This window comes from Gammaproteobacteria bacterium CG11_big_fil_rev_8_21_14_0_20_46_22 (genome assembly GCA_002796245.1).
In the GTDB taxonomy this organism is placed as follows: domain Bacteria; phylum Pseudomonadota; class Gammaproteobacteria; order UBA12402; family UBA12402; genus 1-14-0-20-46-22.
On the sequence record PCWT01000046.1, the window covers coordinates 1 to 2742 of the forward strand.

General features: G+C 50.0%; 2 protein-coding genes. One reads left to right on the forward strand and one right to left on the reverse strand.

Annotated features, from left to right (window positions below; translation table 11 throughout):
* A partial coding sequence (locus COV52_05350) for a hypothetical protein (GenBank protein ID PIR11156.1) occupies positions 1–189 on the forward strand: 189 nt, incomplete at its 5' end.
* Here the strand turns inward: COV52_05350 and COV52_05355 are convergent.
* Positions 186–2657, reverse strand: coding sequence for a hypothetical protein (locus COV52_05355; protein PIR11157.1), 2472 nt, complete (start codon positions 2655–2657; stop codon positions 186–188). The two genes, COV52_05350 and COV52_05355, sit on opposite strands and share 4 nt — an antisense overlap.
* Positions 2658–2742 lie beyond the last annotated feature (85 nt).

Below are 2742 nucleotides of genomic sequence, written 5' to 3' on the forward strand. Positions count from 1 at the left end.
CCACCACCTGCACCGCCATTGTTTGTTCCGCCTGCGCCAGTGTTCGGGCCGGTGATTCCAACCGGCCCGAGCGGAATCCAGTATGTGGGCTTTTTCAAGGTCGTTTATGATACTGATTTCCCTGCGCGAATGGCTGAGCTAGCTGCAAGGCGTCTTGGGTCTGAGAGGGATTCTGGACCGAGAGTTTAGTGATCGTTGATCCGGCAGAGCGCTTGCAAGCTGCAACGTTGGCAAGTGCTTTGCGTTTTAGGGTCGAGTGTGGCGACGCCGTTAAAAAAGTCTGTGGCCAGTTGCGCGAGCGTGATTTGCCACTCGGCTTTCAGTTCGTCGAGTTCGGCGTGGTGTCGTTTGCTCAGTCCGGGTAAGGTCGCGGTGTCTGTGCAGATGCCGTTAAAACGGTAGGCCTTGGGGTTAATTTCGGCAAACACAATCGCGGCAATCGGCTGTGTGAGCTTTAGGCTGTATAAAGGCAGCTGTGGTTCATCCGGTCGCGGGCCTAGCCAGCTTTGTGGGCTGTTGGCACTGCTTTTGTAGTCAATCAATATCAGTGTGTTGTCGCTTAAGCGGTCGACGCGGTCAATTCGCGTTGATAGTGTCAGTGGCCCAATCGCGATGTTTTGTTGTTGCTCTAAGGCTTTAATCTGAAAAGGCTCGCGGGTTTTTTCAATGCGCAGCCAGCTTGTGAGCGTTGTGTTTAAGCGTGTTTTTTCGGTGTTTAAGTAATAGCGCAGCTTCGTTTTAAAGGGGGTCAGGGCGTTGTCTATCATGTCATTGATCAGGTTTGAGAGGTTTTTCTCGCTGAGGTTTTGTAAGTTTTCAAGGTTTTGAACGTTTCGCCAGAAATCTTCTAGCAGTGCATGGATAATTTGTCCACGCATTGCGGGGGTTAAGCCGTGCTCGAAGTCCTCTGGACTTTGGGCGTGCAGGCGTGACTCGGCAAAGGCTTTGAAGGGACATAAGGCTTGGCGTTTGAGTATTTGCGTGCCACCGCGAGGTTTTTCATCGTCGGATAAGCGCGGCGCTTGCCAATCATTTTGCGTTTCTAAATTTAAGGCGGTTTGTTCTTCTTTTGTCTGTAAGCGTTGGTCTTCGGGCCACTGTGCGATACAAGAGGCGGGCGCAAGGGCTACCCCGTCTGCTTCTTTAAGGTAAGTGGCGATACACTCACGGCAGTGTACTTGCGTGCTTTCAAACAATCGCGAGTAAAATTCGGCGCGCAAGGCAGGGTCGCCGCCCGGCATGGCCAGTTCACGCTGCAGACGCCTGGGCAGTAGGCTTGCTGCATGTTGTTCGGGCGGCCAGTGAGCTTCGCTCAAGCCCATGTGCCAAACGGTATCAAAAGACTGATCGGCAGCTTCCAGTAAACCGAGAATATGAATATTGGCTTGCCAGTGACTTTCGGCTTGAAAAAGCGTTTGCTGACAGCTTTGTTTTAACCAGTTAATGGCTTGATAGGCGCTGAGCTTGGGTTTGAATAGGGCGAGCGCTTGCAGTGCTTCAAGTTTTTCATGAAAGTGCGTCATGGCTTGGTAATTTAAGCTTGAGAGAGGGGTGTCGCGACAAAAGCCAAGCTGTGTGAGGCGTTGTGTTATGTGTCGAATCCAGTCTTCGGGCGCCAGGCGTTTGTCTGGCCAGGCTGTCCATTGTTTAAATTGCTCACACCATATTGGGCAATCATTTTGATGCGCATTGAGAAAGCTGGGTAGGTGGATGTCAAAGGTCTGTTCGCGAAGGGCTTGGTCAAGCTTCGCGCGTAAACTGGCTTCTTCTTTCGCGCCGGCGATAAAGGGTGATCGTAACAATGCGCTTAAGGTGCTGGCTTGTGTGTACTCACCAAGGTCTAGGAGTAAAAACGCGGTTTCAATGATGGCCAAGGCGCTGAGCGATTGGCCATAGCTGATGGTAAAGTCGAGACGGTGGTTGTCTTCAAGAGTTTGGTTAAAGGTGTATCGAAAGCACTGTTCAATTTCGGCTCGGCGTTGCTTGAGATCGGGAATGATAATCGCGAGTGTTTTTTTTGGGGTGCTTTGATGAAAGTGATAAGCAAAACTTGCGGCAGCTTGAAGTTCATCTTCGCTTGTTTTAAAGGCTTTTTGCGTTCGGTTCTCTGTGGGTATTTTTTCGGTTTTGCAGTGCTGGATGTTGTGCTGTTCCCAGAGTGCTTGATCTCTTGGGCTTAAATCGAATAAACCTTGTGCTTCAATTTTAGGGCTTTGTGGTGTGCATTTGAGTAGCTCGCTGGCAAGGCAGGCCTCATCAATCCAGTGGTTTTCATCAAGTTTCGCTTTAAAAGTTTTTGCCCAATGTGTCCACTGCAGGCTATCTAGGGTGTCATTTAACCTTGCGTCGTCAAGGCTAAGTTGCCAATCTTGCGCTAGTTTCCAAGCAGCTTGTGCTTGCTGTGCGAGCGCGTTGATGTTGGCCAAGCCTTTGTAATGCTTGCGAATAATGCTTTGCCAAAGCCACAAACTTTGGCTTGCGTTAAGTAAGGTTTTGGCGGGTATGTGTTTTTCTCTGCAGGCTTTGAAGTAAGTTCGGTTGAGCCAAGCGGAGTAGGGTAAAATGTCGCCCGAGGTTCTAGGCAGGTTTTGGCCGTTGGCGCGCTGCTGCTCAATTGCGCGGGCTAAACGTTTGTTGGGCGTGATGACCGTATTCATGGGCAGAGTATATACCGATTACATTTGAAGATGCGAATCTTGCATTATCAGCGGGTGCGATTAAAAGTGTAGGTTTTTGAAAAAA

Coding starts and splice junctions, on each gene's coding strand:
- COV52_05355 (PIR11157.1), bottom strand. CDS start 2,657: ATGAATACGGTCATCACGCCCAACAAACGTTTAGCCCGCGCAATTGAG.